28 protein-coding genes are annotated in these 26,116 nt (G+C 68.8%); 9 read left to right on the top strand and 19 right to left on the bottom strand.

Annotated features, from left to right (window positions below):
* Positions 1–38 precede the first annotated feature (38 nt).
* The 4 genes from E0H50_RS20785 to E0H50_RS20770 form a co-directional block, all read right to left on the bottom strand.
* Complete coding sequence (locus E0H50_RS20785) at positions 39–911, bottom strand: diacylglycerol/lipid kinase family protein (protein ID WP_131291096.1); 873 nt, start codon at positions 909–911, stop codon at positions 39–41.
* The gene (gene tatC / locus E0H50_RS20780; protein WP_131291094.1) at positions 911–1,672 is read right to left on the bottom strand and encodes a twin-arginine translocase subunit TatC; all 762 of its coding nucleotides are present in this window, start codon (positions 1,670–1,672) and stop codon (positions 911–913) included. Before tatC ends, E0H50_RS20785 begins: the two co-directional genes overlap by 1 nt.
* Positions 1,673–1,757: 85 nt before the next feature.
* Positions 1,758–2,063, bottom strand: a complete 306-nt coding sequence (locus E0H50_RS20775) for a twin-arginine translocase TatA/TatE family subunit (protein ID WP_131291092.1) — start codon at positions 2,061–2,063, stop codon at positions 1,758–1,760.
* Positions 2,064–2,136: 73 nt separating this feature from the next.
* Positions 2,137–2,328 (bottom strand): hypothetical protein, encoded by a 192-nt coding sequence (locus E0H50_RS20770; protein WP_131291089.1) that lies wholly within the window; start codon positions 2,326–2,328, stop codon positions 2,137–2,139.
* Between the two features lie 120 nt (positions 2,329–2,448).
* Here E0H50_RS20770 and E0H50_RS20765 point away from each other — a divergent pair, with 120 nt between their 5' ends.
* A complete protein-coding gene (locus E0H50_RS20765; protein ID WP_131291087.1) occupies positions 2,449–3,639 on the top strand; it encodes a winged helix DNA-binding domain-containing protein in 1,191 nt (396 codons plus the stop codon).
* Here the strand turns inward: E0H50_RS20765 and E0H50_RS20760 are convergent.
* Both E0H50_RS20760 and E0H50_RS20755 read right to left on the bottom strand, forming a co-directional pair.
* Positions 3,636–4,607, bottom strand: a complete 972-nt coding sequence (locus tag E0H50_RS20760) for a helix-turn-helix transcriptional regulator (protein WP_131291085.1) — start codon at positions 4,605–4,607, stop codon at positions 3,636–3,638. The two genes, E0H50_RS20765 and E0H50_RS20760, sit on opposite strands and share 4 nt — an antisense overlap.
* A 73-nt stretch (positions 4,608–4,680) precedes the next feature.
* On the bottom strand, positions 4,681–5,637 hold the full coding sequence (locus tag E0H50_RS20755; protein ID WP_131291083.1) for a helix-turn-helix transcriptional regulator: 957 nt from the start codon (positions 5,635–5,637) through the stop codon (positions 4,681–4,683).
* Positions 5,638–5,724: 87 nt separating this feature from the next.
* Here E0H50_RS20755 and E0H50_RS20750 point away from each other — a divergent pair, with 87 nt between their 5' ends.
* Positions 5,725–6,825, top strand: a complete 1,101-nt coding sequence (locus tag E0H50_RS20750; RefSeq protein WP_131291081.1) for a DUF3866 family protein — start codon at positions 5,725–5,727, stop codon at positions 6,823–6,825.
* 31 nt (positions 6,826–6,856) lie between these two features.
* A complete protein-coding gene (locus tag E0H50_RS20745; RefSeq protein ID WP_131291079.1) occupies positions 6,857–7,354 on the top strand; it encodes a hypothetical protein in 498 nt (165 codons plus the stop codon).
* Positions 7,355–7,402: 48 nt separating this feature from the next.
* Here the strand turns inward: E0H50_RS20745 and E0H50_RS20740 are convergent, their stop codons facing one another.
* The 3 genes from E0H50_RS20740 to pafA all read right to left on the bottom strand — a co-directional run bounded on the left by E0H50_RS20740 (position 7,403) and on the right by pafA (position 11,269).
* The gene (locus E0H50_RS20740) at positions 7,403–8,359 is read right to left on the bottom strand and encodes an FKBP-type peptidyl-prolyl cis-trans isomerase (RefSeq protein ID WP_131291077.1); all 957 of its coding nucleotides are present in this window, start codon (positions 8,357–8,359) and stop codon (positions 7,403–7,405) included.
* Between the two features lie 228 nt (positions 8,360–8,587).
* On the bottom strand, positions 8,588–9,856 hold the full coding sequence (locus tag E0H50_RS20735; RefSeq protein WP_131291075.1) for a GNAT family N-acetyltransferase: 1,269 nt from the start codon (positions 9,854–9,856) through the stop codon (positions 8,588–8,590).
* 51 nt (positions 9,857–9,907) lie between these two features.
* The gene (pafA, locus tag E0H50_RS20730) at positions 9,908–11,269 is read right to left on the bottom strand and encodes a Pup--protein ligase (protein ID WP_131291073.1); all 1,362 of its coding nucleotides are present in this window, start codon (positions 11,267–11,269) and stop codon (positions 9,908–9,910) included.
* Positions 11,270–11,401: 132 nt separating this feature from the next.
* On the opposite strand from pafA, the gene E0H50_RS20725 reads away from it, so the two are divergent.
* The 3 genes from E0H50_RS20725 to E0H50_RS20715 all read left to right on the top strand — a co-directional run bounded on the left by E0H50_RS20725 (position 11,402) and on the right by E0H50_RS20715 (position 14,468).
* On the top strand, positions 11,402–12,316 hold the full coding sequence (locus E0H50_RS20725; protein ID WP_238151111.1) for a hypothetical protein: 915 nt from the start codon (positions 11,402–11,404) through the stop codon (positions 12,314–12,316).
* Positions 12,317–12,410: 94 nt separating this feature from the next.
* Positions 12,411–13,508, top strand: coding sequence for a prolyl oligopeptidase family serine peptidase (locus E0H50_RS20720; RefSeq protein ID WP_131291071.1), 1,098 nt, complete (start codon positions 12,411–12,413; stop codon positions 13,506–13,508).
* 42 nt (positions 13,509–13,550) lie between these two features.
* Positions 13,551–14,468 (top strand): hypothetical protein, encoded by a 918-nt coding sequence (locus E0H50_RS20715; RefSeq protein ID WP_131291069.1) that lies wholly within the window; start codon positions 13,551–13,553, stop codon positions 14,466–14,468.
* 143 nt (positions 14,469–14,611) lie between these two features.
* On the opposite strand, the gene E0H50_RS20710 is transcribed toward E0H50_RS20715, so the two are convergent.
* The 7 genes from E0H50_RS20710 to ald form a co-directional block, all read right to left on the bottom strand.
* Positions 14,612–15,346 carry a pseudouridine synthase gene (locus tag E0H50_RS20710; protein ID WP_131291067.1) on the bottom strand — a complete coding sequence of 245 codons (735 nt, stop codon included), beginning with the start codon at positions 15,344–15,346 and terminating at the stop codon, positions 14,612–14,614.
* The gene (scpB, locus tag E0H50_RS43470; protein ID WP_238151110.1) at positions 15,336–16,625 is read right to left on the bottom strand and encodes an SMC-Scp complex subunit ScpB; all 1,290 of its coding nucleotides are present in this window, start codon (positions 16,623–16,625) and stop codon (positions 15,336–15,338) included. Before scpB ends, E0H50_RS20710 begins: the two co-directional genes overlap by 11 nt.
* Positions 16,622–17,608 (bottom strand): segregation and condensation protein A, encoded by a 987-nt coding sequence (locus E0H50_RS20700; RefSeq protein ID WP_131291065.1) that lies wholly within the window; start codon positions 17,606–17,608, stop codon positions 16,622–16,624. The genes scpB and E0H50_RS20700 overlap by 4 nt, the downstream gene beginning before the upstream one ends.
* Positions 17,605–17,859 carry a hypothetical protein gene (locus E0H50_RS20695; protein WP_420323253.1) on the bottom strand — a complete coding sequence of 85 codons (255 nt, stop codon included), beginning with the start codon at positions 17,857–17,859 and terminating at the stop codon, positions 17,605–17,607. The genes E0H50_RS20700 and E0H50_RS20695 overlap by 4 nt, the downstream gene beginning before the upstream one ends.
* 92 nt (positions 17,860–17,951) lie before the next feature.
* Positions 17,952–19,031, bottom strand: a complete 1,080-nt coding sequence (locus tag E0H50_RS20690; protein ID WP_238151109.1) for a ParA family protein — start codon at positions 19,029–19,031, stop codon at positions 17,952–17,954.
* 200 nt (positions 19,032–19,231) lie between these two features.
* A complete protein-coding gene (gene xerD, locus E0H50_RS20685) occupies positions 19,232–20,167 on the bottom strand; it encodes a site-specific tyrosine recombinase XerD (protein ID WP_131291961.1) in 936 nt (311 codons plus the stop codon).
* Positions 20,164–21,279, bottom strand: a complete 1,116-nt coding sequence (gene ald, locus E0H50_RS20680; RefSeq protein WP_131291064.1) for an alanine dehydrogenase — start codon at positions 21,277–21,279, stop codon at positions 20,164–20,166. The genes xerD and ald overlap by 4 nt, the downstream gene beginning before the upstream one ends.
* A 400-nt stretch (positions 21,280–21,679) precedes the next feature.
* Between ald and E0H50_RS20675 the strand changes: the two genes are divergently transcribed.
* Together E0H50_RS20675 and E0H50_RS20670 are read left to right on the top strand one after the other, a co-directional pair.
* Positions 21,680–22,504 (top strand): LLM class F420-dependent oxidoreductase, encoded by an 825-nt coding sequence (locus E0H50_RS20675; protein ID WP_131291062.1) that lies wholly within the window; start codon positions 21,680–21,682, stop codon positions 22,502–22,504.
* Positions 22,505–22,598: 94 nt separating this feature from the next.
* Positions 22,599–23,294, top strand: a complete 696-nt coding sequence (locus E0H50_RS20670) for a DUF4386 family protein (RefSeq protein WP_131291060.1) — start codon at positions 22,599–22,601, stop codon at positions 23,292–23,294.
* A 5-nt stretch (positions 23,295–23,299) separates the two neighbouring features.
* Here the strand turns inward: E0H50_RS20670 and E0H50_RS20665 are convergent, their stop codons facing one another.
* Positions 23,300–23,704, bottom strand: a complete 405-nt coding sequence (locus tag E0H50_RS20665) for a cupin domain-containing protein (protein WP_131291058.1) — start codon at positions 23,702–23,704, stop codon at positions 23,300–23,302.
* A 28-nt stretch (positions 23,705–23,732) separates the two neighbouring features.
* On the opposite strand from E0H50_RS20665, the gene E0H50_RS20660 reads away from it, so the two are divergent.
* A complete protein-coding gene (locus tag E0H50_RS20660; protein ID WP_131291057.1) occupies positions 23,733–24,353 on the top strand; it encodes a hypothetical protein in 621 nt (206 codons plus the stop codon).
* Here the strand turns inward: E0H50_RS20660 and E0H50_RS20655 are convergent.
* Positions 24,336–25,055 carry a peptidylprolyl isomerase gene (locus E0H50_RS20655; RefSeq protein WP_131291055.1) on the bottom strand — a complete coding sequence of 240 codons (720 nt, stop codon included), beginning with the start codon at positions 25,053–25,055 and terminating at the stop codon, positions 24,336–24,338. The genes E0H50_RS20660 and E0H50_RS20655 overlap by 18 nt on opposite strands.
* Positions 25,052–25,822 carry a hypothetical protein gene (locus E0H50_RS20650; RefSeq protein WP_202868248.1) on the bottom strand — a complete coding sequence of 257 codons (771 nt, stop codon included), beginning with the start codon at positions 25,820–25,822 and terminating at the stop codon, positions 25,052–25,054. The genes E0H50_RS20655 and E0H50_RS20650 overlap by 4 nt, the downstream gene beginning before the upstream one ends.
* Between the last annotated feature and the right edge of the window lie 294 nt (positions 25,823–26,116).

The raw sequence follows: 26,116 nt of genomic DNA, 5'->3' as shown, positions 1-26,116 counted from the left end.
CCAGTCGTGAGAACAGCTCAGTTCATGTCAGTTGTGTCTCAGGCGAAGACGGTCAGGGCGCCCGGTGCGATCCCGATGTCGACCGGCAGCGGGCCGAGCACCTCGCCGTCGCCGTACGCCGTGATGCCCGGCGACTCGATCCGGACCAAGCGGCCGCGCAGCGTCCGCACCGCCGGATGGCCGACGTGCGTGCCCTTGGAGAGCTTCGGGAACAGCTGCAGCAGGGTCAGCCGGGACACCGGCTGGATGATCGTCACGTCCAGCAGGCCGTCGTCGATCACGGCGCCGGCGCAGATCTGCAGTCCGCCGCCGTACGTCGGGCCGGTGCCGACCGCGACCAGCATGGCCTTGGTCTCGATCACCTCGTCGTCGACCGTGACGACGTACTCGAGCGGCGTGAACGTGCGCAGCTCGGCGAGGGTCGCGACCGTGTAGCGGGAACTGCCCTTCGGCCAGCTCATCGCGTTGGCGCGCTTGTTGACGAGGGAGTCGAAACCGCCCGCCACGACCGTCGTGATGAACTCGTCCTTCGCCACCGCGAGGTCGATCGTCCGGGTCCGGCCGGCCACCACGAGGTCGGCCGCCGCGGCCGGATCCTTCAGCGGTACGCCGATGCCGCGGGCGAAGTCGTTACCGGTACCGGCCGGGATGACGCCGAACGGCATCCCCGAGTTCGCCAGCACCTGGGCGCCGAGGTGGATCGTGCCGTCGCCGCCGATCAGCGTGACCGCGTCCGCCCCGGAGGCGACCACCTCGGCCGCGATCTTCCCGACGTCCTCCGCGCAGGTGGTGGTGTGCACGTCGACGGTCAGACCCGCGGCCGCCAGCCGCTCCCGCACCGCCGGCGCGATCCGCGCGCCACGTCCCCGACCGCTGGTGGGGTTGACCACCAGCGCGATCCGCCGACTCATCAGTCGGCCAGGAGTTCTTGGCTGCGGCGGGCGCGGCGTTTGTCGTTGAACCGCGAGATGACCTCGGCGACGAAGAACAGCACGCACATCGGAATCGCCAGCAGGCACATCGTGAACGGGTCGCCGGACGGCGTCGCGACGGCGGCGAACACGAAGATCACCAGCACGATGTACGGCCGGAACTTGCCGAGCGCCGCCGCGGGCACCACGCCGACCATGTTCAGCAGCACGACCACCAGCGGGATCAGGAAGGCGACCCCGAAGACCAGCATCGTGCGGAGCACGAAGTCCAGGTAGTCGGGCAGCTCGACCAGGTTCTGGATGTCGAGCGGGGTGAAGCCCAGCAGGATCTCGATGCCCTTCGGCAGCGTCCAGTACGCCACCGCGATACCGGCCGCGAACAGCGGCGTCGCGATCGCGGAGAAGATGTAGGCCCACTTGCGCTCGCTGCGGTGCAGCCCGGGCGCGACGAACGCCCAGATCTGGAACAGCCACACCGGCGCGGCCAGCACCAGGCCGAACAGCGCCGAGATCTTGATCCGGAACGTCAGCGCGTTACCGACTCCCGGGAACGTCAGCTGCGGCGTCTTCGTCTGGCCGGCGTCCTTGGCCATCTCCGCGACGCTCGTCACGAACGGTCTGGTCAGGAAGTCGAAGGCCTGGTTGTAGAAGATCCAGCCGACGACCGTCCCGAGCACGATCGCGAGCACACTGATGAGCAGCCGGTTCCGGAGCTCGACAATGTGCTCGCGCAGGGTCATCCGACCCTCTGGGTCTTTCGGGTGGCTTTCCTTCTTCTCTTTCCGCCGCCCGAACTTCACCATCGACACAAGTGGCGCGTTCGGCTCAGTTGGCCGTGTGCGTCGGCGGCAGGCCGTCGCCCGGCGCCTGGCCGTTCACCTGGTTCGGCTGCTGGGCAGGCTGGGCCTGCGCATGCTGCTGCACAGGCTGCTGCGCCGGGGGCTGCGAGGCCTCCTCGGTCAGCTCCGCGTCCTTCTTCTTCGGGCCGACCTCTTCCTCCCAGATCTTCTTCGACTTGCCGAGCTGCTTCACCAGAGCCGGCAGCTTGGCCGATCCGAACAGCAGCACGACGATCGCAAGGATGACGAGCCACTCGGCGCCTTGGGGCATACCGATGAGCGGTGCTGCCATGTCGATCTCCCTTTCCACCATCAAACTCTGCCAACATCAACTCGGGACTCGAGCCTGAGTTCGTGGCCGAATACTACGCCGGGACGTGCACGTCCTCACGGGTCTGTCCAGACCCGGCCTCGGACTGTGCGGCGTCCAGCTTGGACTGGGCGGCGACCAACTCTCGCGTCAGTGCCTTGACCTGGCCCCACAACTTCAGCGCGAGCAGGGCGAGGACCAGGAGCCACACCGCCACCACCGCGAGGAACAGCAGGAACCAGTACATACCCAGGAGCCTAGCCGGTTCCGGCTCGGCGCCCACGCCCTGCGGTGGGTCTCGGGGGACAACGGTGTCGGAACGTGATGGTAAAACCGAGTGTCCCGCAGGCGAGGTCAGGGGTCGTAGATGGTGCGGATCGGGGTCGAGGAGCGGCGGACGCGGCTCGGGCGGCGGCATCGGCTCGGCGCGGGCTGCCAGGCGGCCGATCCGGTCGAGGCGGCCGCGTCGATGGTGGCGCTGCACGCGAGCGATCCGGCCACCGTGCACCTGAGCGTCGCCACCCGCGTGCCAGGGAGTGACGTTGCGAACACGGAGCGTGCCCTGTACGACGATCGGTCGCTGATCCGGATGCTGGGCATGCGGCGCACGGTGTTCGTCGTACCGACGCCGTTCGCGCCCGTGATCCAGGCGGCGTGCACGGACGACATCGCCGTGAGGCAGCGGAAGCTGCTCGTCAAGCACCTGGCCGAGTCGGGGATCGCGGACGGCGCCGAGTCCTGTGGGCAGTGGCTGGCAGCGGTCGAGGAGTCGACGGCGACCGCGTTGGCGCTGCGAGGGTCCGCGACAGCGCAGGAGCTGTCTGCCGACGAGCCGCGGTTGCGGACGCGGCTCGACCTGGCGGCCGGGAAGGCGTACGCCGCACAGCCGTACGTGACGAGCCGCGTGTTGTTCCAGCTGGCAGCTGAGGGACGGATCGTGCGCGGGCGTCCGCTGGGGACATGGTTGAGCGGCCAGCACCAGTGGTCACCTGCTGTGGATTGGCTGCCCGGTGGGCTCGGCGACAAGCCGGCTGCGGAGGAGGCGCGCGTGACGCTCGCGCGGGCGTGGCTGGAGTCGTTCGGACCAGGTACGACGGCTGATCTGCAGTGGTGGGCCGGGTGGACGCTGGGCCAGACGCGGAAGGCTCTAGCGGCTGTCGAGGCGGTTGAGGTGGATCTGGACGGTCAGACGGGGTACGTGCTCCCGGGAGACGAGGCGCCAGAGGTCCCGGTCGACCCGTGGGTGGCCTTCCTGCCAGGTCTCGACCCGACGCCGATGGGCTGGAAGGAGCGCGAGTGGTTCCTGGGCCCGCACAAGCCGAAGCTCTTCGACAACACCGGCAACATCGGCCCCAGCATCTGGTCCGACGGCCGGATCATCGGCGCCTGGGGCCAGCCCGAGTCCGGCGAGGTCCGCTACCAGCTCTTGGAGGACGTCGGCGCGGACATCACGGCTCTCGTCGAGTCCGAGGCCGCCCGCTGGACCACCTGGCTGGCAGGCGTCCGCGTCACACCCCGCTTCCGCTCCCCCCTCGAGAAGCAGCTCAGTCAGGGCTAGTCGTCGTACGCCGAGAGCGCGTCGCGGGCTGTGGCTGCGATCTGCGTGCTGAGGTCAGGCGGGTCCAGGACCGTGGCGGCTCCGCCGAGGCGGAGGACCAGGCGCTGGAGCCAGGCGGTGTCGGCGACGCGGAGCTTGACGATGAGCGAGTTCTCGGGGCCCTCTTCGACGGACTCGTTCGGGTAGTACTCCGCGACCCAGCGGGCCGGCGGCGCGAGTCTCAGGGTCGCCAGCAGGTCGTGCTCCGACGGCTGGAACATGCCGTTGGACAGGTCCCGCGGCGTCGCCTCCGGGGGCGGCTCGCTCGGGAGGTCGAGGAGCTTGACCGCGGCGATCCGATCCAGGCGGAACAGCCGGACGTCCTCGGCCAGACGGCACCAGGCTTCCAGGTAGGTGCGGCCCTCCGACACGACCAGGCGCATCGGATCCACGTCGCGCTCGGTCGTCTCGTCGCGTGACGGTACGTCGTATGTCAGGTGCAGCCGCCGCTTCGTGGCCAGCCCGCGGTTGACGATCTCGGCGATCTCCGGCGCGGCCGGCTCGACATGAACGTGCGCGGCCGCACCCTCACTCGCCGCGGCTGCCTCGCCGGCGGCCCGCTCCAGCTTCGCGATCGCCCGGTCGACGGCGTCCCGGTCGGAGCCGGCCGTCACCTCGCGCAGGGTCCGCAGCGCGGTCAGCAGTGCCAGCGCCTCCGCCGCGGCCAATCGCAACGGCCGGGCGAGGTAGTCGGCGTTGTTGATGTGGATGACCCCGTCACCCTCGGCCGCCTCGATGTCGATCTCGATCAGATCGCCCATCTGCGCACCCGGCAGCCCGCAGAACCACAGCACCTTCAGGTCCGCGATGATCTGCTTCGGCCGGACGCCGAACTCCTTGGCGACGTCGTCGACGCGAGCACCGTCGTTCTCCCGCAGGTACGGCACCAGAGCCAGCAGCCGCTGCACCTGATCGCGAGCGTTACTCATGCGCGTCCTCGCTTCGCTGCGGGCGCGCATGAGTATTTACTGCTGTGCTTGATGATGAACTCGCTTCGCTCCTTCATCGGCCCGCCACCGTCCGCAGTCGCCACAGCACGCCGTCCAGCACGTCGCCTGGGCCCTCGACGACCGCGTCCGGCCCGTACGACGCGATCTCCTCGGCCAGCACCGAGGAGTCGGCGTACGGGACGTGCAGCAGGTCCCAGCCCACCTCGTACGGCTCGATGGCGTTCGCACGGCGCCGCAGGCTCACGCACGACCCGGTCCGCGCCCGCACCTTCGCCTCCGAGGTCGGCCGCGGCGGGGCCAGCTCGGTCACCAGCGACCGCAGGTCCGTCCCCTCCGGCACCGTGAACGCGCCCGGCTCCCCCACCGTCTTCACGTCCCCGCCGATCCGCGACATCCGGAACATCCGGGTCGCCTCACGGTCGCGGTCCCGGCCCACGACGTACCAGCGGCCGTGCCAGGAGACGATCCCCCACGGCTCGAGCGTCCGCCTCATCGGCTCGGACGCCCCGCTGCGCAGGTGCTGGAACCGCACGGCCTGCCGGGCCACGACAGCGGCCCACAGCGGGTCGAAGGCCGGCTCCGAGGCACCGACGTGCGGCTCGATCGCGCTGAGCGCCGACTGGTCGGTCTGGATCCCGGCCGCCTTCAGCTTCAGCACCGCCGACGTGGTCGCCTCGGACAGACCGGCGTGCTGCCAGACTCGCGCGGCGACGCCGAGCACGGCGGCCTCGTCCGGCTCCAGGTGCACTTCGGGCAGCTCGAAGACGTCCCGGCGGATCCGGTAGCCGACGTCGTCGGAGAAGAACTTGTCGATCGTGCCCATCTCGATCGGGATGCCGAGGTCGCGCAGCTCGTCCTTGTCGCGCTCGAACATCTTCTCGAAGGCGTCGTCGGTCTGTCCCGCGTACCCCTCGACGACCTCGCGGATCCGTTCCTTGGTCACATAGGTGCGCGCGACCAGGAGGCAGATGACCACGTTGAGCAGTCGCTCACTCTTCCGCGCCGACACCCGACCACCTTACGGCCTCGGGGCGTCCAAAACCCGCCTTTCCGCACCAGAACTTCGAACACCTGCTCGACCGGCTAGTGTCACCCTGTGATTCGGTGGCGGGACGGTGTGGTGGCGCAGGTCGGCCGGAGCTGGGCCGGTGCGCTGGAACTGACAGTGATGGTCGGAGAGCAGCCTGTGCGCGCGCTGGCCTACCCGGACCTGGTCGGTACGCCGGTAGCCGGTGACCGCGTGCTGCTCAACGTGGGCGCGCTGGACCGCGGTCTGGGCACGGGCGGGTACGCGCTCGTGGTCGCCGTACCGGACCGGTTGCCGGAGGACCCGCCGGAGCGCGGGCACCTGGTGAAGGCGCGGTACACGCCGCTGCAGGCGATGGTGCTGGGCGCCGACGAGCAGGACTCCCCCGATCACGACGTACTGCGAGACGCGGACGACCTCTTCGGTACGCCGGTAGTGGTCGCGGATCTGCACTCCGCCCTCCCGGCTGTGCTGGCGGGCGTCTACGAGACACGACCGACCACGCGGGTGGTCTACGTGATGACGGACGGCGGTGCGCTGCCGCTGGCGTTCTCGCGGAGTGTTGCGACCTTGCGCGACGCGGGCTGGCTCAGCGGCACCGTGACAGTCGGCCAGGCGTACGGCGGTGACCGCGAGGCGGTGACTGTCCACACGGGGTTGCTGACCGCCGTACAGGTCCTGGCGGCTGAGCTGGTCGTCATCACCCAGGGCCCGGGCAACCTGGGTACCGGTACTCGCTGGGGCTTCTCCGGCGTGCAGTCGGGTGAGGCGGTCAACGCGATCGGCACGCTGGGCGGCCGAGCCGTCGCCTCACTCCGGATCTCGGAGGCGGACCCGCGTCCACGCCACCGCGGTATCTCCCACCACAGCCTCACCGCCTACGGCCGCGTAGCGCTCCAGCCGGCCGATGTCGTCGTACCAGACCTGTCCGGCGACTTCGGTGACGCCGTACGGGACGCTGCCGAGCCGCTGAAGGCACGGCACCGCGTGGTGCGCGTGGGGATCGACGGGCTGTACGACGCGTTACAGGCGGCCCCTGTGAAGCTCTCGACCATGGGCCGAGCGCTGGACGCGGACCGCGCGTACTTCGAGGCTGCTGCCGCCGCAGGGCGGCACGCGGCGCGTCTGGTGGACGTACCACCACCTGGAGTGGGGTCGCAGTACTCCTGATCGCACGGGCTCGCGCGGCGACAGTGGTGGTATGAACAGGACCAAGCACCGCGAGCTCACGATTCATGACGGAGCCCGGCCGCAGCCGCCGTTGGCTGTCCGGGGCGCGACGACCCTGTGGTTCACAGCCGTTGGTGCAGGTGTCGCCGAGTCCGTGCTCGGAGTGGCCGGCGCGATCGCCGACGGCTCCTCCGTCCTCGGGATGCTCGTCCAGATCGCCTTCCGGGCGATCGTGTACGGCGGCCTGTTCGTGGTGATCGACCGCTACTTCCGCCCGGGTGTCCGCTGGTCGCGCTGGCTGCTCACCGGGCTGCTCGGCACCGTCGGTATCGCTTCGCTGGCGGTCGGGCCGGTCGGCTGGTTCCTTCGCGACGGAGACTTCGGCGCGCTCGACTGGTCCGCGTCCTTCATCGCGTTCGGCGCGATCCGCTGCGTCCATGTCACCGCGGTGATCACGGCGATCGTCCTCAGCTTCCACGCCGACGCGAACCGCTGGTTCAGCGGCCGCCCGGTCCGGCGTACCCGCTGAAAATGCCGAAGGACCCGCCTCGGGAGGCGGGTCCTTCGACGTCATGGACTACTGGCCGGTCTGCTTCGGGGCCGGGAAGGCGTTCAGGACGTCGATCACGGCGAACGCGTTGACGGCCTTGCCCGCCTGGTCCTTGGAGGCCGGGAGCTCGACCAGCACGCGGCTGCCGATCGGTATACCGACAAAGCCGTCGAGGGGGCCGGCCTGGGCGCCGCCGACCGTCGGGAGCTGGTCCGTCGGGGCGGCGGGCTGCGCGGGGCTCTGCGCGGTCGCGGGCTGGGCGTCCCAGGTGCTGGCCTGCTTCTTGCCGGTGTAGTCGTAGATGACGAACCGGCCGACCAGCTGGTCGCCCTTCTCGATCGGCTTGCCCTTGCCCTGCGCGAACACGACCGGCTTGCCCGGCTTCGCCGGCGGCTTGGTACCGGCCGGGACCGTCACCTTCGGCGCGGCGTTCAGCGGGCCGGACACCTGGATCTTGGTGGCTGTCGACGGGCTGACCGGGTCGGCGTTCAGCGGGGTGTCGTTACCTGCCGCGCCGACCAGGTCGACGACGAAGATAAGGGTGTCGTCGCCCTTGATGCCGGCCTTCTCACTGCCTTCGGACTTGTAGCCCTTGTCGGACGGGACCGAGAGCAGCACGCGGCTGCCGATCTTCTTGCCGACCAGGCCCTCGTCCCAGCCGCCGATGACGCTGCCGACACCGATCGGGAACGACGACGGCGCGCCGCGGTCGTAGGAGTTGTCGAAGACCTTGCCGTCGCGCCAGATCTGGCCGAGGTAGTTCGCGGTGAGCAGCTCGCCCTTCTTCACCTCGGGACCGTCGCCCTCCTTGAGGACCTCGGTCACCAGCTGCTTCTCCGGATCACCTTCGCGGTGGGTGATGGTCGGCTTCTGCCCGAAGTCCGAGGTCACCTTGATACCGCCGGCCCCGAACCCGTTGTCGCCACACGCGACCAGGGACGCCCCCAGCGCCGCGACTACAACGAAACTCAACAACTTGCGCACGAAACCAGCACCTCGAACCATCCCGGCGCGGGTGTGCGCCGATTGCTTGAGGGTGTCTGGGAGTCCTGCGCCGTAGCGAGCAGGTGCCCGCCGAGTGCCGCGCAGTAGGCGCGGGACTCCCAGACAGCCTCGTAGGGTCAACAACGCGGACCACCCTAGCTTGCGGACTCAACCGGGTGATCGGCCGTGTGCGTCACCGTTGCGTCACACCACGCACAGTCACAGCGGTCAGAAACCGACTGCGTTGTGCGGAGCGCGATCTGGTCGCAGCAGCGCGTCCAGACGCGACACCGCGCCGGGTGTGCGTTCCGCGACGCGTCCGGCGTACGAGAGCTCGCTTGCGCGGACTCCTCCGAGGTAGAGGGAGCCCAGCTCGTTCACACTCATGCTGAGGTCCGGCTGCGCGTCTGACGCGGTGCAGTCGGCTCCGTCCGGTGTTGCGTCCAGCCGCCAGCGTCCCTCGCCGTGGATCTCCAGCACGAGCGAGTCCGTCGCTGCGTAGGTGCGGGCTTCGAGAGCACGTCGTACGTCGAGAACGCGCAGCCAGAGGTTGTCCCGGGTCCGGGTCAGCTTCAGCGCTCGCGGGTTGGTCAGCATCCACCGCAGCGGCTCGTCGACCGGCCGCCTCGCCGCCACCACGCGCTTCGTGAGGTCGAAGTCCAGCAGCAGGCCCCACAGCGCACGGTACGCATCCGCTGTCAGCGCCTCGAACGCCTCCACCTGCAGTACGCCGGCCTGCTCCGGATCCGGCGACCAGGGCAACCGGAAGATCGCGGCACCGTCCACCGCACCGGTCGCGTCGCGATGGATCAGGTGATGCGCCGGCCCGGACCCGTCCGCGGGCAATCCGCCCAGCCCATCCCACTTTCCAGGCAGCGGGCTGATCTCCCCCACACGCACGGCTCGCACCTGCTCGTGCAGCACCGGCCACACCTCCGCCGCCACGGCGTGGTCCACCAGTTCGAGCGCGCCCGGGTCCGTGAACTCCGAGCGGAACGCCACATCGGTACGCCGTACCTCCCAGCGGTGCTGGAACGTCGCGGGCGAGAACCCGTACCGCCCGTAGATCGTCGCCTCACTCGCACTCAGCCCGGCCAGGAATTCACCGCGCTCGCGGCAGTCGTCCAGCATCGCGGACATGATCTGCCGCAGCAGTCCACGCCGCCGGTATGTCGGGAGCACGGCAGTCGACGTCACGCCGCCGAGCGCTACCTGTTGCCCGCCCGGGACGGTGACCTGCACCGACACGATCGCCGAACCGCCAGCGATCTTGCCGTCCACGAATGCGGCCTGCGGGCGGAACCAGTCCGTCAGCAACTCCTCGGCGTACTGCTCCAGCTCCGCCGGGGTCTTCTGGACCTGTGGTAGCCAGGCCGCGCTCCCGGCGTACCAGGCCGACGGCTCGGGCTCCTCCTGCGGGAAGCCGTTCACGTACGGCAGAACCCGCAGGTACTCCTTCGTCTCGGCCTGGGACACCGGCCGGATCTCAATCGCCATGCGCCCTTTGTAAGCAGCACAGCAACCCCCAGCACGTGATTTAGCCAGGCGCTACATGCTCGCGATGAGCTTCTCGACTCTTTCGTCGTGGGACTTGAAGGGGTCCTTGCACAGGACCGTCCGCTGCGCCTGGTCGTTGAGCTTCAGGTGCACCCAGTCGACGGTGAAGTCCCGGCGCCGCTCCTGGGCCCGCTTGATGAACTCGCCGCGCAGGCGCGCCCGCGTGGTCTGCGGCGGCACCGACTTGGCCTCGAAGACCCGCAGGTCGTCGACGACCCGGGTGACCGCGCCACGGCGCTCGAGCAGGTAGTACAACCCGCGGGGCCGGTGGATGTCGTGGTACGCCAGGTCGAGCTGCGCGACCCGCGGGCTGGCCAGACCGAGGTTGTTCTGCGACCGGTACCGCTCGATCAGCCGGTACTTGATCACCCAGTCGATCTCGCGCTCGATCCCGGACAGGTCGCCGGACTCGATCGCTTTCAGCGTCCGCTCCCACAGCGACAGCGCCCGCTCGACGGCCGGCGTCCCGAGCTCGCGGCGGTCGACGAAGTCGCGCGCCTTGGTCAGGTACTCCGTCTGGATGTCCAGCGCCGACGCCTCGCGCCCGTTCGCCAGCCGGACCTCGCGGCGGCCGGTCATGTCGTGGCTGATCTCGCGGATCGCCCGGATCGGGTTGTCCAGGGTCAGGTCGCGCATCACGATGCCGGCCTCGATCATCCGCAGCACCAGGTCCGTGCTGGCCACCTTGAGCAGCATCGTGGTCTCGGACATGTTCGAGTCGCCGACGATCACGTGCAGCCGGCGGAACCGCTCGGCGTCCGCGTGCGGCTCGTCGCGGGTGTTGATGATCGGCCGGGACCGGGTGGTCGCGCTGGAAACGCCTTCCCAGATGTGCTCGGCGCGCTGCGACACGGAGTACACCGCGCCGCGCGGCGTCTGCAGCACCTTGCCGGCGCCGCAGATCAGCTGCCGGGTGACCAGGAACGGGATCAGCACGTCGGCCAGCTTGGCGAAGTCGCCGTGCCGGCTGACCAGGTAGTTCTCGTGGCAGCCGTAGCTGTTGCCGGCCGAGTCGGTGTTGTTCTTGAACAGGTAGACGTCGCCGAAGATGCCCTCGTCGTGCAGCCGCTTCTGCGCGTCCACCAGCAGGCCTTCGAGGATTCGCTCGCCGGCCTTGTCGTGCGCGATCAGGTCGGTGACCGAATCGCACTCCCCGGTCGCGTACTCCGGGTGGGAGCCCACGTCGAGGTAGAGCCGGGCCCCGTTGCGGAGGAAGACGTTGCTGCTCCGCCCCCAGGACACGACCCGCCGAAACAGGTACCGCGCCACCTCGTCCGGGGTCAGTCGCCGCTGCCCGCGGAACGTACAGGTGACGCCGTACTCGTTCTCCAGACCGAAGATTCGCCGGTTCACATCACCCACACTACGGCGCACTTCCGACAACCGGGGGGTGTCTCAGGCGCGCCGTCGTCCGGCGTTATCCCTTTGATGCCCGCAACAATCAGGTGTCCGCCCGCATCGTGACCACTGACGAAAGGATTTCAGATGCTCAAATACGGGCGAATGCTCGCCGCCGGGGGCCTGCTGGCAGCAGGGTTCGCGGCTGCACCCGCCAGTGCGGCACCGGCCGCCCCATCCGCTGTGTGCTCGCTGCGGCTGGGCTCGGTCACCCCGGGTGGTGACCACACGTTGCAAACCATTACCGCGGCTCCTTCCGCCAGTGTCCGGCAGTTGGGCCCGATGAACCTCTACCCGGACGGGCAGGCACATCTGCCCACTTCGGTGCGCACTGAGCTCGTGGTGCCGGCCGGCGAGCAGCGCACCGGCCTGGTGGCGCTCGGACCGCGCATGTACGGCACCAGCTACATGACCGACGGCACCGGAGTCTCCGTCGTACCGGGCACCGTCAAGCAGACGCTGGTCGGTGGCGGCTGGGACGAGCTGCACAAGTACGTCGAGCTCAGCCGGTACTCCGCGGCGGGCTTCAGCCGCTCCAACGTCTACTCGCTGATCAACCAGTTCACCGACGGCCTGATCGCGCGCTGGACCGTCACCCCGAGCGGCTGGAAGTACTACACCACGTTCGGCGGCTTCAGCTCGGTCAAGACGATGACGCTGATCGGTCAGGGGCGTGCGTACGACACGTTCCTGGCAACGACGAACGGCGGCGCGCTCTACACGGTCCAGGTGCCCACGGGCTCCGGCAAGCCGGTGGTGACGAAGGTCCGCACCTCCACCTGGCAGGGCTTCGAGACGCTCATCGCGGAGAAGTGCGGCAACAACGGGACGCTGCTGCTCGGCATCGACAAGGACACCGGCACGGGCTACCTCTACGCCGTCGGCCACGCCAATGGCGCCGCCACGGTCATCAAGGGCCTCGGCAAGGTCCCGACCACCTTCCCGGCCGCGGACTCGTACTTCCGCTACTACACCGCCGGCACCCAGCTGACCGGCGCCTGACCACCACCGGCGTCTCCACCCGGAGCTGGAAGTCCGGGTGGAGACGCCGCTGGTTCAGCTGACCTGTGCTGTGCAGCGTGCCAGCGTCGTCGCCATGAGACGACGAACCTTCCTCACCGCCACCGCTGCCTCCACCCTGACAGGTGCCCTCCCGGCGTCCGCGGCGACGGACCTGTCACTCCGCCTGCCCGCTCCCACCGGCCGCTGGCACGTCGGTACGACGACCCGCGCGCTGGTCGACCCGAACCGCTCCGACCCGTGGAACGGCGCACCCATCCGTGAGGTCGCGCTGACGGTCTTCTACCCCGCCACCGTCGTACGCGGGTACCAACGCGCGCCGCAGCTCGCTTCGGCCGCAGCAGAGGTCTTCAAGGGCCTGGACGCCGGTGTGCTCCACCCGGAGCTCCCTACGAGTGGAGTGAACTGGGCCGCCACCCTGACCCATTCGTACGTCGACGCGCCGCCTCTGCCCGGACGACGACCCACGCTGCTCTACAGCCCAGGTGGTGCAGACCCGCGGACCATCGGCACCTCCGTGGCCGAGGAGCTGGCCAGCCACGGGTACGTCGTACTCACGCTTGACCACCCGGGTGAGGCGAGTGAGGTGGTGTTCCCGGACGGACGGCTACGGGTCATCGAGATCGGACCGGACGTGCAGACGGACCCAGTGCGGTCGCGGCTGATGATGGACACGCGCTTCGCCGACCTGCGGTTCGTACTCGACCACCTGTCGGATGCGCACGAGTCGATCGACCTGCGTCGTGTCGGTGTCTACGGGCACTCAGCTGGTGGTGCGACCGCCGCAGTGTCGCTGGAGCACCCACAGGTTCGTGCAGCCGCCAATCTGGAGGGCTACCTGGACACGCTGGACGGTGAGCTCTATCCGATCGCCGAGCACGGCACCCGCAAGCCGCTGCTGCTCGCCGGCACGGACGGGTTCCGGGACGACCGTTTCGATCGCACCTGGTCGGCGGTGCTCTCCCACGGCGGCCCGGTACGGCGTGTGCAGCTGTCCGACGCGAACCACTGGATCTGGACGGACTACGCCGCGTTCGCGCCGCAGCTGCAGTCCGCCGGCCTGATGACGGCAGCCGCGCGGGCCAAGCTGGTCGGCGCGTCGCACTGCGGCGTACCCGCCGTACGGCGACTGGTCCGCGAGTTCTTCGACCGATCCCTAACCTTTTCGGGATAGTCGGCATCGAGGTGGATGACACGACTCCTTGAAGGGGGCTGCATGACCAGATGGCGGATCGCCGCGGGTGCGTTGGGCGCGGCGATGACGGCAGCAGCACTGGTGCCTGCACCGGTGCAGGCTGCGGCGGGGCAGGCGAGTGCTGCCTGTGCGATGACGCTGGGCGCGGTGACGGTGCAGGGCGATCACAAGTTCCAGCGGATCACCGCGACCAGTCCCGTGACGGCGTCGCCGCCGACCGTCGGGCCGAAGGCGTTGTTCCCGGTCGACTCGGTCCGGCTCGCGACGTCCGTCGGCTGGGAGCCGGATCCGCCGGCCGCCATGCTCGAACGCGGGTACGTGGTGATGGGGACGGACCTCTATCGGTTCAGCTACGCCACCGCCAACGGTCAGCTCGACCCTGACTCGGTCAAGAAGACCAAGGTGGGCGGTGGATGGATCCACCAGACCTATCTGGAGCAGTCGACGTACTACGGGACACGTACGCGCACTAACACCTACGCCTTGCAGGGCGACGTCCTCGCGCGCTGGATCGTGGACGGGTCCGGCTGGCGCGCCAAAGCGACGTACACCGGGTTCTCGGCGGTGAAGACGATGACACTGATCAGTCAGACCGCGACGTACGACACGTTCCTCGCCAACACGCGTGGCGGGGCGCTGTACACGATCCGCATCCCGCTCTCCGGCAAGCCCGTGGTGAAGAAGGTGCGTGCATCGACCTGGCAGGGGTTCGAGACGCTCATCGCCGAGAAGTGCGGCGCCCAGAGCACGCTGCTGCTGGCCATCGACAAGGACACCCGGCGCGGCTACCTGTACGCCGTCAGCCACGCCAACGGCACTGCCACAGTCATCAAGGGGTTGGGCCGTGTCGGCGATCAGCTGGCCGCACCTGAGGACAAGACGTACTTCCGCCACTACCCCGGCAGCTCAGAAGCCAACCTCCAGCTCTACGGCGAGTAGCCCCAGTCCTTGCCCCACGAGTGCGGAGGGCGGGGTCCGGGATCGCGGGGGCTTGAACAGGTTATTGCGTGTCTCCAGCCACCAGTTCCTGTCGCACGGCCCCGCGGGGCGCCGACGTATCGGGAGCCGGATCCCTTGCGTGGTTAGAGGTTTACCAGGTCTAGGAGTTGGCCTAGTTCGGGTGCGTCGAGTTCGCGGAGTTGGCCGGTGTGGAGGTTGCCGCGGCGGACCGGGCCGATCGCGGTACGGGTCAGCCGCTTCACCGGGTGACCGACCGCGTCGAACATCCGGCGGACGATCCGGTTGCGGCCCTCGTGGAGCGACATCTCCACGAGGGTGCGGCCGGGCACCGTGGAGACGATCTTCACCGTGTCCGCGCGAGCCGGTCCGTCGTCGAGTTCGACACCGTCCAGGAGCGCGCGCAGTACCACCGGTTTGACGTTGCCCTCGACCTCGGCGACGTACGTCTTGGAGACCTCGTACGACGGGTGCGCCAGGCGATGCGCGAACTCGCCGTGGTTCGTGAGCAGCAGCAGACCCTCGGTGTCGGTGTCGAGCCGGCCGATGTGGAACAGCCGCTCGGCCCGGTCCTCCACGAAGTCGGCGATACACGGACGCCCTTGCGGGTCGGACATCGTGGTCACGACGCCGCGGGGCTTGTTGAGGACGAGGTACACGTTCGCACTCACCGGCGGAATCCGCGCACCGTCGACCCGGATGACCGCCGTCTCAGGATCCACCCGAACCCCGAACTCCGTCACCACCCGCCCGTCGACCTCGACCCGCCCCTCCTCGATCAAGATCTCCGAGTTCCGCCGCGAAGCAACCCCCGCCCGAGCCAGAACCTTCTGCAACCGAACCCCACCGTCATCCCCCATCCCGCACCCCCGCCTCCACACCCAACTCCACGCCTACATCCCCAGCAACCGCATCCACGCCGTCCACGTCCTCGGCGTCCTCGGCGTCCTCGGCGTCCTCGGCGTCCGCGCCATCTTCGGCGTCCACGTCGCCCCCGTCCTCGGCGTCCACGTCCTCCGCGTCCGAGGAACTGCTGTCGGTCGCCGCTCCAGCAAGCTCCTCGCTCACCTCAGCCGAGCCAACCTCCACGTCCACGTCGTCCTCGGCCGCCGTGTCCTCCGCGTCCACATCAGCGTCGTCCTCGGAGTCCACGTCCTCGGAGCGGTCGGCGTCCGTGGCCGGCTCGGTGGAGGTGATGTCAGCGGCAGGTGCTGCGGTGTCGTCCGACTCCTCAACTGCTGGGGATGGTTGTGCGTCCGTGGGGGGAGCGGGTGGGAGGGTCTGGGCGGCCAACTCGTCCTCGATGTCGTCCATGTCGGGCAGGTACGGCGCGAGCTCGGGGAGGTCGTCGAGGGACTGCATACCCATGCGTTCCAGGAAGTACGTCGTCGTGCGGTACAGGGTCGCCTGCGACTCGGTGTCCGAGCCGGCCTCCTCCACCAGACCGCGGGCGACGAGCGTACGCATCACGCCATCCACGTTCACCCCACGGATCGCGGACACACGCGCCCGGCTGACCGGCTGCTTGTACGCGACCACGGCGAGCGTCTCGAGTGCAGCCTGCGTGAGACGAGCCTGCTGACCGTCGAGGACGAAGCGTTCGACGTACGGCGCGGCTTCGACGCGGGTGTAGTACCGCCAGCCGCCGCCGATCTCACGCAGGTCGAACCCACGCCCCTGCTCGGTGTACTCCGCCGCCAACTCCTCGAGCGCCGCACCCACATCACCCGTCGGCCGGCCAACCGCACGAGCCATCGTCAGCACCGGCAACGGCTCGTCCGTGACCATGAGGATCGCCTCGAGCGCCCGCCGCATGGTCTCGTCGTCAACAACAACCTCGTCCCCCACCGGCACCGAAGTCTGCCCCGGCGGCAAATGCTCCTCATCCGCCTCGACCACATCCGCCTCGACAGACAGCTCCTCCACCTCGGCGGACAACTCCTCCGCCGCCTCCGTCACCTCGGATTGGGGAGGATTACCTGCCGATTCGGGGACAAAACCCTCCCCAATCTCCTCGCCGGCCGCCTCGCCGGCCGCCTCGCCGGCCGCCGCCGGCTCCTCCACGACATCGGAGGTGGTGGTCGCGTCGGAGGTGGGTGTGGGGTCCTCCGGGGTGGAGGGTTCGTCGGAGTTGGTCACTGGTTTGCCGTCTCGGATTCGTCTGGGGCGGGTTCGTGGATGTCGGATTCGTCGGTGAGGGTCTCACCGGGTTCGAGGAAGGGTGTGTCGTCGTCGACGACCGGCGCCTCACCCGATTCGTCGGCAGGCTGCTGTTCCTCGTCGAACTCGTCGCTGACGGAGATCTCACCCTCGTCGGTCCCGGTCCACCGAATCGTCAGCTCCCCCAACGGCGTGACCTGGTCAAACGTCACAGCAGCCTCGCGGAACAGCTCCAGCAACGCCAAGAACCGGCAAACCGTGGTGACAGTGTCCGGCGAATCAGCCACCAGCGACCGGAACGTAGCGCTCCGCTGCCGCCGCAGCCGATCCACGATCACCTCAGCCTGCTCCCGCACAGTGACGGCCGGCGCGTGCAGGTGGGCAAGCGAAACCCCAGGCGGTACGTCGTCCTTCGGTGCCATCGCCTTCGCAGCCAGCGCCGCCAACCCAGCCGGGTCAAGCCCCAGCAACACCTCGGGCAGCAGCTCAGCGAACCGCGGCTCCACCCCGACCGCGCGCGGGAACCGGCGCGACTCGACCGCCATCCGCTCCTGCACCAGCGCCGCGATCTGCTTGAACGCCCGGTACTGCAGCAGCCGCGCGAACAGCAGGTCCCGCGCCTCGAGCAGCGCCAGGTCCTCGTCGTCCTCGACCTCGCCCTTCGGCAGCAGCCGCGCCGCCTTCAGGTCGAGCAGGGTCGCCGCGATCAGCAGGAACTCAGAGGTCTGGTCGAGGTCCCACTCCGACCCCAGCGCCTTGATGTGCGCGATGAAGTCGTCGGTGATCACCGAGAGCGCGATCTCGGTGATGTCCAGCTTGTGCTTCGAGATCAGCTGCAGCAGCAGGTCGAACGGCCCCTCGAAGTTCACCAGGTGAACACTGAAGCCTTTGCCCTCGGCAACGGTCGGCTGAGCGTCCGTCCCGAGATCCAAAGGCAACGAGTCCGAGGAGGACACGGTCACTCCGACGCCTTCAGCCGCCGTACCAGCACCGAGTCCGGCCCGTGGTCGACGAAGTCGGCGAGCAGGACGTCGATCGCCTCGCGGACGATCCGGCCCCGGTCGGCCGTCAGGCCGTGCTCCGCGCGCAGCGCGAGTCTGGTCTGTTCCAGGCCGAGCAGCTCTTCTTCCGTCACGTACACGGTGATCTTCGTGTCGTGCCGGATCCGACCACTCGACTTCCGGTCGTCGACGACCGCGGTACTGGACCGCACAGTCGAGGACGGTCCGTCGGTGGTGGTGCGCTTCTCGGGTCTGGTCTGCTTCGGTGCCGCACCCCCGAAGAGTTCACTGGCACCTGGCAGGCTCACCCGGCGGGACAACGCGCCAGCACCTCCTTGGCAAGGTCGCGGTACTGCGTAGCCGCTTGGGACGAGGGCGCGTACGTCGTGATCGGTTCGCCGACGACCGTGGTCTCGGGGAACTTGACGGTACGCCGGATGACGGTGTGGAAGACGCGTTCGTCGAAGGCCTGGACCACCCGGTCGAGGACCTCCCGGGCGTGCGTCGTCCGCCCGTCGAACATGGTGCCGAGGATCCCGACGATCTCCAGCTTGGGGTTCAGCCGGTCCTGCACCTTGGCGATCGTGTCGGTGAGCATGGCCAGGCCGCGGAGCGCGAAGAACTCGCACTCGAGCGGTACGACGATGCCGTTCGACGCGGTCAGCGCGTTCACGGTGAGCAGTCCGAGCGACGGGGCGCAGTCGATCAGGATCACGTCGTACAGCGGGATGATCGGGTCCAGCACCCGCTGCAGCGTGTACTCGCGGGCCACCTCCTGGACCAGCTGGACCTCGGCCGCCGACAGGTCGATGTTGGCCGGCAGCAGGTCGAGGTTCTCCACCCGGGTCGGCTGGATCACCTCGTCCGGGGTGATGTCGCGCTGCATCAGCAGGTTGTAGACCGACAGCTCGAGGTCGTGCGGCTGGACGCCGAGACCGATCGAGGCGGAGCCCTGCGGGTCGAAGTCGATCAGCAGCACCTTGCGACCGGTCTCGGCGATCGCCGCGCCGAGGTTGATCGTGGTGGTGGTCTTGCCCACGCCGCCCTTCTGGTTGCACATCGCGATCACCTGCGCCGGGCCGGTCTTGGTCGGTGGCTGCGGCACCGGCAGGTCCGGCTGCGGCCGGCCGGTCGGCCCGATCTTGTGACGCGGACCGTTCGGGTCGTTCACGGGTGCGAGGTCCTCCGCGGTGAGCTTGGCCGTCGGCTTCGGCATCTCCGCATAGTTGTCGGGCAGGCCCCGCGGCGCTGTGGGCGCCGGCCGCGGCGGGCTGCTGGGTGGGGTCGTCGGTGGCATGCTGATCGGCTGGGCCGGCCCGGCCGGCTCTGATACCGGAAGGTGGCCCATCACGTGTTCGGTGCCCGGGAATGTCGACTCGTTCATGACTCGTCAAACCTTTCAACCGATACGGGCGATCCCAGCGACTGTAAGCGTGCATTCAAGCACTCTCAACCAGCCACTCCGCACCGGGGTGGGGCTGTTTGTCGACAAAGCTCCGAACTCGGCCGATCACCCTGTCCGGATCACCGCCCGTGACGAGATGATCGCACACCGTCCACGCACCCCGGTCACCGGGGTAGCCCTCAGGAGGACAGCGCCCGGGGGTGTGAGGTGGCGTAGACCTCGCGGAGCTTGTCGACCGTCACCAGTGTGTAGACCTGTGTCGTCGTCACGGACGCATGTCCCAGCAGTTCCTGGACCACCCGTACGTCGGCGCCGCCGTCGAGCAGATGCGTCGCGTACGAGTGCCGCAGCGTGTGCGGGGAGATCTCCTTCGAGATCCCGGCCCGCTGGGCGGCACGACGCAGTACCGTCCATGCGCTTTGCCGGGACAGGCGGCCGCCGCGGGCGTTCAGAAAGAGCGCAGGGGTGCCGCGACCGCGAGACACCAGGTCGGGGCGCCCACGAACCAGGTACGCCGACAGCGCCTCGCGGGCGTAGGTGCCGACCGGCACGACCCGCTCCTTGCTGCCCTTACCGCGCAGCAGCACCGCACCGGCGTCCAGGTCGATGTCGTCGACGTCCAGCCCGACCGCCTCCGAGATACGGGCGCCGGTGCCGTACAGGAACTCCAGCAACGCCGCATCCCGCGTCGCCAGCACAGCAGGCTCCGCCTCGGCCCCCGCGGCCGCTGAGAGGATCCTGGTCACCTCGTCGACAGACAGGGCCTTGGGCAGCCGCTGCGGCGGCACAGGTGGCTTCACAGCCGCCGCAGGGTCCACTGCGGTCAGTCCCTCGCGCACACAGAACTTGTGGAAGCCGCGGACCGCGACCACGGTCCGCCCCGCACTGGATGCGGTCAGTGGCGGGTGGTCGGCGTCGCCCTCGCGCAACCGCATCAGGAAGTCGCTGACCACGGCCTCCGTGATCCGGCCGAGGTTGTCGATGTCGGTGGCCGCGAGGTAGCCGCCGTACCGGCGCAGATCACGCCGGTACGACGCCAACGTGTTGGCGGCCAGGCCGCGCTCGACCGTGAGGTGGTCGAGGTACGCGCTGACCGCCCGTGCGATGTCGCTCAGACCAGCACCTCGTCGAGCTTCAGCTGCGACAGGTCGTGCGCCTCGGCGACCGGACCGTAGGTCACGTGCCCGTCGAACGTGTTCAGGCCGAGCGCGAGACTGTGGTCCTGCTTCAGCGCCTCCCGCCACCCCAGGTTCGCCAGCTCGATCGCGTACGGCAGCGTCACGTTGGTGAGCGCGTACGTCGACGTGTTCGGCACCGCACCGGGCATGTTCGCGACGCAGTAGAACAGCGAGTTGTGGATGTTGTAGACCGGGTCGGCGTGCGTGGTCGGACGGGAGTCCTCGAAGCAGCCGCCCTGGTCGATCGCGATGTCGACGAGCACGCTGCCCGGCTTCATCCGGCTGACCATGTCGTTCGTGACCAGCTTCGGCGCCTTCGCTCCGACGACCAGCACCGCGCCGATGACCAGGTCGGCCTCGAGGACCGCCTTCTCGATCTCGAACGCGTTCGACGCGATCGTGAGCAGGTGCCCCTGGTAGATCTGGTCGGCCAGCCGCAGCCGTGCGATGTTGCGGTCGAACAGCTGTACCTGCGCCTGCATACCGAGCGCGATCGCGGCCGCGTTCATCCCGGAGACACCGGCGCCGAGGATGACCACGCGCGCCGGGTGTACGCCGGACACGCCGCCGAGCAGCACGCCACGGCCGCCGCCCTGCGCCATCAGGTGGTACGCACCGGACTGCGGCGCCAGCCGGCCGGCCACCTCGCTCATCGGGGCCAGCAGCGGCAGAGTGCCGTCCGGCAGCTGCACTGTCTCGTAGGCGATTCCGGTGGTACCCGACTTCAGCAGCGCTTCGGTGCAGTCCTGGCTGGCGGCGAGGTGCAGGTAGGTGAACAGCACCTGGTCCCGCCGCATCCGGTGGTACTCCTCCGCCACCGGCTCCTTGACCTTGAGCACCAGCTCCGCGTCGGCCCAGACATCGTCCGCTTCCGGCACGATCCGTGCCCCGGCGGCGACGAACTCCTCGTCCGGGATCAGCGAACCGGCGCCCGCCCCCTGCTCGATCAGAACCTCGTGCCCGCTGCGTACGAACTCGTGCACACCGGACGGGGTGATCGCCACCCGGTACTCGTGGTTCTTGACTTCCTTCGGTACTCCGACCTTCACAACTCGCCCTTCTTTCACGCTCCAGGAGTGCGGCCCACGTCGTTGTGTCCGCGGCCCGGCGGTTGAGGGGAGTGCCGCTAGGTCGCTGCCGAGTGTAAGCCCGCAGGGTTCATACCAGCCGACCGGATGGTCTGATCGTCACGCGACACCCTGTGAGTACCCCGGCATTAATCCAATGGAAGCATTCCGGCAAAAATCGCGGCCGCCGTTCATGCACTTCTCAACCACTTGGCTGACAGATCATCTGCGTGCACGACTACGGGTCCGCACCTCTGAGTCCGGCTGACGGGGCAACGATCATTGACGGGCATTCGTGGGCGTCAGAGATGCTTGGAATGGTGCCCGTCCGCCCCGGGTTCCACGGTGAGGGACGTCCGACGAACAGGAGTACGCAGTGGCGATGGAACTGGGACGGTACGGGATCTGGCACGGCGGCCAGCATTACGGACCGGAGCTCGCGGCGGGGCTGGAGCAGGCGGGGTACGGCACGCTGTGGCTCGGCAGTTCGCCGGAGTCCGATCTGCGGGACGCCGAGGTGTTGCTGGCCGCAACGAGTTCCGTTGCTGTCGGCACCAGCATCGTCAACATGTGGAAGTCGCCGGCGGCCGACGTCGCGGCGTCGTACCACCGGTTGGAGGACGACCACCCGGGACGGTTCCTGCTCGGCGTCGGCATCGGGCACCGGGAGGCCACCGGCGAGTACAAGTCGCCGTACCGCACGATCGTCGGCTACCTCGACGAGTTGGACGACGCGAAGGTGCCGGCCGATCGGCGGGCCCTGGCCGCGCTCGGGCCGAAGGTGCTGCAGCTGTCCGGCGCCCGGACGGCCGGAGCACTGCCCTACCTGACCACCCCGGAGCACACCCGGGAAGCCCGGCGGACACTTGGCGGCGGGGTGCTGCTCGCGCCGGAGCAGATGGTCGTGCTCGAGACCGATCCGGAGATCGCCCGCGCAACAGCCCGTGACCGGCTGGCGCCGTACCTGGCGCTGAGCAACTACACAGCGAGCTTCCGGCGGCTCGGTTTCACCGACGAGGACATCGCCGACGGCGGCAGCGACCGGCTCGTCGACGCGATGGTCCTGCACGGTTCCGCGGTCGAGGTCGCGGCCGGTCTGAAGGCCCATCTGGACGCCGGCGCGGACCACGTCGCGATCCAGCAACTGGGCCACGAGGGCATCGACCTGCTCCCCGGTTACGAGGCGCTGGCAACCGTTCTCGGGTAGGCCCGAAACCAGGTCTTGATTCCGGGGCGGAACGGGGGAACATCAGCAGTAGACGCACCATATTTCGTGGTGCGCACACTGGAGGTGTTTCCCCATGACTGAGCGACACGAGTTGCGTTGGGGCGGCTTCGCTGGGTTGGCCTTCGTCGTCCTGGCACTCCTGGGCAGGTTCCTGCCCGGCAATCCACCGACCGTCGACGACTCGCAGAGCACGATCACGGCGTGGCTGAGCGACAACCGCAGCATGATCCTGACCAGCGCGCTGATGTGGGCGGCAGCGGGCGGGTTGGTGATCTGGTTCGCGTCCGCGTTCGCCGAGGCGATGCGCGAGCGTGACGAGCGCAGTGACGTGCACCTGGCGCTGCTCGCCGGGTCGGTGCTGGTGGGTGGTGCGATCTTCGCGAACGCAGCCGTCACCGGTGCGACCGCGTTCGCCATCGACGGCCGGGACGCCGGGTTGACGATGGCGATGTACGAGCTCAGCGCGGTGATGACGACCATGATCGGCTTCGCCGCGGTGCTGCCGCTGGCCGCCGCCGGGATCGGCGTACTGCGCACGCACCTGATGCCGAACTGGCTCGGGTACCTCGGCCTGCTGGCGGCCGTGGTCTCGTTCGCCGGCGCGTTCGGCGTGTTCGCCGACAGCGGTACGTTCGTTGCCGGTGGCCTGTTGATGACCACGATCCCGTTGCTGCTGTCCGCGGTCTGGATCATCGGCGCGAGCGGCTACATGGTCCGCGAACACCTGCCCGAACTCACGACCGGAGACTCCGCCGTACCGCAGATGTAGCGGATCTACCGCATCGTGAAGTCGGCGAAGTCGAAGCCCGGTGACACGATGCACGACACCAGCGCGGCCTCGTCGCCCACGGGCCGGGCCGCCTGCCACGCGCCCGCAGGGATCACCACCTGCGGACGCTGGCCGGCGCGCACATCCGGCCCGAGGGTGACCGCCTGGTCGTCGTACTCCAAGGTCAACGGCCCGCCCGAGTGCCACAGCCAGAGCTCCGTCGACCGCACCCGGTGCGATCGCGACTCCTCCCCCGGCGCGAGCAGGAAGTAGATCGCGGTCGCGCTGGCCCGAGTCCCGTCGTACCCCTCCGGTGTGAACTCGACCGGCGAGCGCCACGTCTGTCGGTACCACCCGCCCTCCGGGTGCGGTTCGAGATCCAGCAGCGTCGCCAGTTCTGGCTTCTTCATGCCCCGATTCTCCGGCAGAGTGCGGTCCATGACCGAGCTGCCCCCAGAGCTGCCTTCTGCGTACCACCGCCGGCTGCCGTACGGCGAACGCATGTCGGCCGAACCGTTGATCGGTTCCCCGTTCTTCCCGTTCGAAGGCGACCTGCAGGTCGTGCCGCTGGCCGATCCGGTGCTGCCCGAACCACCGCGACGCGGTGCGGACGGCGGTCCGCCGTGCCCGAAGTGTGCGGATCCGGACGGATCCGTGATCTGGCGCGACGAGCAGTGGACGCTGAAGGCGTTCGAGCCGACCGGCCTGCCGCTCGTGGCGATCCTCGAGCCGCGCGAGCACTACCGCCTCGACAATCTGCCACCTGAGCTGACCGCCACCCTCGGCTCCGTGATCCAGCGCGTGGCGAAAGCGATCCAGAGCATCGACAGCGTGGGCCGCACGCACTTCAACCGCTGGGGTGACGGCAGCGAGCACTTCCACCTGTGGTTCCTCGCCCGCCCCCTCGGCATGATGCAGCTCCGCGGCGCGATGATCGCCGCCTGGGACGACATGCTCCCGAAGATCCCCGCCGGCGAGTTCACCGCGAACACCCGCCTGGTCGCCGCCGCCCTCGCGAAGGACGGCGGCGAAGCGGTCGGGTCAGTGGGAGCCGAGTGACCGCGCGACGATGATGTCGGTCTTGCGCACCGGCGGGCCGTCGACCGGCGCCGGGTCGTCGGGGGTCGGCGCGATCCCGCCGGCCGCCACCCGGTCGAGCGTGGCGAGACCGAGGCGGTCCACCGAACCGAAGACCGTGTAGTCAGGGCGCAGCCGCGAGTCCCCGAACACCAGGAAGAACTGTGACCCGTTGGTGTTCGGGCCGGCGTTCGCCATCGCCAGCGTGCCGCGGGCGTACACCTTCCGCGTCCCGGTCGGGTCGTCCGGCCAGTTCGGCAGGTCGGTGGGCAGCTCGTCCTTGTACGAGTAGCCCGGCCCGCCCTCACCCGTACCGCTCGGGTCACCGCACTGCAGCACCTTCAGCGTCGGGTACAGCGTGAGCCGATGGCAGGTGGTGAAGTCGTAGAACCTGCTCTTCGCCAGGTGCAGGAAGCTCTGCACCGTGCACGGCGCCTTCGCACGGTCCAGCGACAGCAGCATCAGCCCCTGGTTGGTCACGACCATGACCTTGACGATCCCCTTGTCCGGCGTGTGTGCGGGGTCGGGCGGCAGCGACACCGGACGCGCCGGCGGGTCGTCCGGCGTCGTTGTGTAGCCGCACGGCCCGCTGGTGGTCGTCGGCGTACCAGCAGCCTCGGCCGGCGCGGTGGCGACCAGCAGACTGGCCACGGTCAGCGCCGCGATCACGATGGTTTTCCTCATTGCGCGTTCCCTCCAGTTGCGACAGTGAAGATCCTCAGATCACGATTCCTCGGTAGCGTGATGCTGACCGGGGTCTGCGTCAACGTCACAGGCGCCGTGGCGAAGATGTGCGTGGTGACGTTGTCCTTCCCGCCGCCCGATTCGTTGCGGTACGGCGTGGTCGCGACGATCACGTTGCCGTAGTGCAGGGTGTTGCCGCCACCGCCCAGGGTCCAGTCACTGGACGACAGGTCGACCTGCGACGTCGTACCGTCCGCGTAGTTGAGCGTCGCGGTGGTCTGCTGGTTGCCGTTGACCGCACTGCCGACGAACGACAGCTTCGTCGTACCGGTGGGCAGGTTCAGGTTGAGCAGCTGTCCGTCGGCCGGCACGTTGTCGGGGTCGCCGGCGGGTACGTCGGGCCACGTGAAGCTGAGGCCCTGGACAGTACCTGTGCCGCCTGCGGTCAGACCGGCCGCGGCCAGTGCCTGACGTGAGTAGCTCACACCGCCGCCGTCGTAGTCCGCCTCGGTGTGGTCGCTGTTGTCATCAGAGATGCCCACGCCTTCACGGAGTACGAAGAACGAGTTCGGCTGACCCACGACGACGGTGAAACCGACCTGTGGCAAGGCGGTTCCGTCAGCTGCCTTCATCTGCACTGTGACGGGGTATCGGCCGTCCGGCGTACCAGCGGCGGCCGTGATCGTCACCGACGCACTACCGACCTTGTCCACGTGGAAGGTGCCGGTAGAAGGTGTCGCAGCGGCAAGTACGGCGGACAAGCGCATGGGCGGCCAACCTTCGACGTCGGACCGGGGCGGTGTGACATCGTTGTCAGCAACAAATACCCGCACCCCGGCCACCAGGTCAACCACAGAGGGGAAAGAATTCGTCACCCAGCGACGTCTTCATTCCCACCGCCGAACTTCCGACTCAGGACACCCCCGCTCCTCCCCCCAAACCAGTTTGGGGAGGCCTGCCCTCGGCAGATTCAGGGGGTGGTCGCAACGCGGTCTAGGTCTTGGATGAGGAGGCTAGCGAACATTTCGCGGGGGGTGTGGTAGCCGAGGCGTTTGCGGGGT

Source organism: Kribbella sindirgiensis (assembly GCF_004331435.1).
Classification (GTDB): Bacteria; Actinomycetota; Actinomycetes; order Propionibacteriales; family Kribbellaceae; genus Kribbella; species Kribbella sindirgiensis.
The sequence above is the reverse complement of the archived record's forward strand: the minus strand, read 5'-3'. Positions and strand labels throughout refer to the sequence as shown.